We start from the raw sequence: 3,158 nt of genomic DNA, 5'->3' as shown, positions 1-3,158 counted from the left end.
CGCAGCCGTTCTCGGCGCCGCCGATGTCCGCCCCGCCGGTCTCCGGGCCGGGCTTCGGCCAGCCGATGTCCGCCCCGCCCGGCTCGGCCCCGCCCTACGGCGCCCCCGCCGGGGGTGCCGGCAAGGGCCGCGCCACGCTGATCCTCGCCGTCGTCGCGGGGCTGCTCTTCGTCCTCGGCGGCGTGATGACCGGCCTGTTCGTCACCAAGAGCGGCGAGCTGGACCGTACCGAGAAGAAGCTCACCGCCCAGGTCAGCGAGCGGGACGGCACCATCGCGGCGAACAAGCAGGAGATGGAGAAGCTCAAGACCGACCTCCAGTCCGTGCGGGACAAGCTGGCCGACACCGAGCAGGACCTGACCGGGACCAAGAACGACCGGGACGAGCAGGCCCGGCAGAAGAAGGTCATCGCCACCTGCCTGGACAAGCTGACCCAGGCGATGGCCGCGGCGTCGGCCGGCAACCGGGCCGCCTTCGACAAGGCCAGCAAGGGCCTGGACAAGGTCTGCGACGAGGCCGAGAACTACCTCTGACCCCCGTACCGGGTGTCGATCATGGGGTGGTGGCCACCCGCCGGAAGCGGCGGAGCGCCACGACCGGGGCGCCGCAACTCCATGATCGACCCCGGGGTTCCGGGGGGAGTCAGGCGGCGCCGGCGGGGCGGCGGGACGGCAGCGCCGTCACGCCGGGTGGCGGGAGGCCGGCGGTCGAGGCCAACAGGGCGCACCAGCCGAGCAGGTGCGCGGCCAGGTCGACGCCGAGCGGTGTCCAGGAGGCGCGGATCTCGATGTCGCCGGCCGCGGGCGGCCCGGCCAGCTCCCCGAACCGGGTCGACAGGGTCTGGGTGACCGTGCCGCCGATCGCCCGGTGCCGGGCGTGCTGCGCGTCCAGCGCGTCGGTCAGCCACGTCCAGCCCACCCCGGGCAGCAGCGGATCGGCGGCGAGATCCACCTCCAGCTCGGCGTCACGTAGGTGACCAGCCGCAGGGTGCCCTGCCACGCCTCGTGGCCGGCCGGGTCGTGCAGCAGGATCAACCGCCCGGTGGCCACCTCGTCGCCGTCGCGCAGCACCGCGGCGGAGAGCGCGAACGCGTACGGGGCCAGCCGCCGGGGCGCCCCGACCTCCTCCAGCACGATCTCCGGCCGGGGAGTGACCGACCGCAGTCCGGCGACCGCGCGGGCGAAGGTTTCCGGGAGCGCGATCGGGGGGGCCATGCCGGCAGCCTATTCCGCCGCCCGCCCGCTCGTCGGGACGGCGCGCCGAGGGCGGCGGTCACGATCATCGGGGCGCGGGACCGGCGATCCTGGTGGGCCCGAACCGGCGTCGCGGGCCTCGTCACAAAAGGCGGCGGTGCCCGCTGGCCGCACCCGGTGCCGTGGCACGATTGCCGCGATGACCACCGACACCACGGGCACTGCCGCCCGAGACGGAGAACCCCGCCGCGGCGGGCCGGCCGACTCCCCCTTCGTCCGGGCCTGCCGCCGTGAACCCGGCCCGCACACCCCGGTCTGGTTCATGCGCCAGGCCGGCCGGTCGCTGCCGGAGTACCGCGAGATCCGGGCCAGCGTGGCGATGCTGGAGTCCTGCCGCCGCCCGGAGCTGGTCGCCGAGATCACCCTCCAGCCGGTCCGCCGGCACGGGGTGGACGCGGCGATCCTGTTCAGCGACATCGTCGTCCCGGTGGCCGCGGCCGGGGTCGACCTGGACATCGTGCCGGGCACCGGCCCGGTCGTCGCCGAGCCGGTGCGCACCGCCGAGGACGTCGAGCGGATCCGCCCGATCAACCGCGACGACGTGTCCTACGTGGACGAGGCGGTCCGGCTGCTGGTCACGGAGCTGGGCGACACCCCGCTGATCGGTTTCGCCGGCGCCCCGTTCACCCTGGCCAGCTACCTGGTCGAGGGCGGCCCGTCGCGGACCCACGCCAGGACCAAGGCCCTGATGTACGGCGAGCCGGAGCTCTGGCACGCCCTCTGCGCCCGGCTGGCCGAGGTGACCCTCACCTTCCTCCGGGTGCAGGTCGACGCCGGGGTCTCCGCGGTGCAGCTGTTCGACTCGTGGGCCGGCGCGCTGTCGGAGGCCGACTACCGCCGCTACGTGCTGCCGCACTCGACGGCCGTGCTCACCGGGCTGGCCGACGCGGGCGTGCCGCGGATCCACTTCGGGGTGGGCACCGGCGAACTGCTCGGCGCGATGGGCGAGGCCGGCGCGGACGTGGTCGGCGTGGACTGGCGTACCCCGCTCGACGCCGCGACCCGCCGGATCGGCCCGGACAAGGCCGTCCAGGGCAACCTCGACCCGTGCGTGCTGCTCGCCCCCTGGCCGGTGGTGGAGGCGAGGTGCGGCGGATTCTCGACCAGGGGCGGGCCGCCCCCGGTCACGTGTTCAACCTCGGCCACGGCGTGCTGCCGGAGACCGACCCCGACGTGCTGACCCGGGTGGTCGCGCTGGTGCACGACCTCTCCGCGCGGCCGGTCGAGCAGGCGAGATGACCGTGCGGCAACCGTGGCGGGTGGCGGTGGTCGGTGGCGGGATCACCGGGCTGGCCGCCGCCGTCCGGTTGCGCGACCGCGCCCCCGCCGGCACCGAGATCACCGTGTACGAGCAGTCCGGCGCCCTCGGCGGCAAGCTGCGCACCGGCGAGCTGGCCGGGCAGGCTGTGGAGTTCGGCGCGGAGTCGTTCCTGATGCGCGACCCGGCCGGCGCGGAGTCCGCCGCCGTCCGCCTGGTCCGCCGGCTCGGGCTGGCCGACGCGATCGTCCACCCCACCGTCGGGCAGGCCGCGCTCGCCGTGGACGGCGGGCTCCGCCCCGTCCCGGGCGGCACGCTCGTCGGCGTACCCGGAGACCTGGCGAAGGTGGCGGCGGTGGCGACACCCGACGCGGACGCCGACCGGGACGACGGCCGGCCGCTGCTCGGGCCGGACGAGGACGTGGCGGTCGGCGCGCTGGTCCGCGACCGCCTCGGCGACCAGGTGGTCGACCGGCTGGTCGACCCGATGCTCGGCGGCGTGTACGCCGGCCGGGCGACGGCCTCTCCCTGGTCACCACCATGCCGGCGCTGGCCCGGGCGGCCCGGGTCGAGCACACCATGGTCGGCGCGGTTTGGGCCGCCCAGGCCGCCGCGCCGCGCGCCCCCGGCGCGCCGGTCTTCGGCAC

General features: G+C 75.9%; 1 protein-coding gene and 3 pseudogenes. 3 read left to right on the top strand and 1 reads right to left on the bottom strand.

Annotation, left to right across the window (positions count from 1 at the left end; translation table 11 throughout):
* Nucleotides 1–533 (top strand): hypothetical protein (locus JNW87_RS36605; protein WP_238455291.1); only part of this gene is annotated, 533 nt, incomplete at its 5' end.
* A 109-nt stretch (nt 534–642) separates the two neighbouring features.
* Here JNW87_RS36605 and JNW87_RS36600 read toward each other — a convergent pair.
* Nucleotides 643–1,214: pseudogene (locus JNW87_RS36600) on the bottom strand (DUF3000 domain-containing protein).
* Between the two features lie 178 nt (nt 1,215–1,392).
* On the opposite strand from JNW87_RS36600, the pseudogene hemE reads away from it, so the two are divergent.
* Nucleotides 1,393–2,492: pseudogene (gene hemE / locus JNW87_RS36595) on the top strand (uroporphyrinogen decarboxylase).
* A gap of 2 nt (nt 2,493–2,494) precedes the next feature.
* Nucleotides 2,495–3,158 (top strand): annotated as a pseudogene (locus tag JNW87_RS36590) (FAD-dependent oxidoreductase); the annotation flags it as partial.

It is taken from the genome of Micromonospora sp. ATA51 (assembly GCF_016802855.1).
Lineage (GTDB): Bacteria > Actinomycetota > Actinomycetes > Mycobacteriales > Micromonosporaceae > Micromonospora > Micromonospora sicca.
This window is presented reverse-complemented; position numbering and strand designations above follow the sequence as displayed.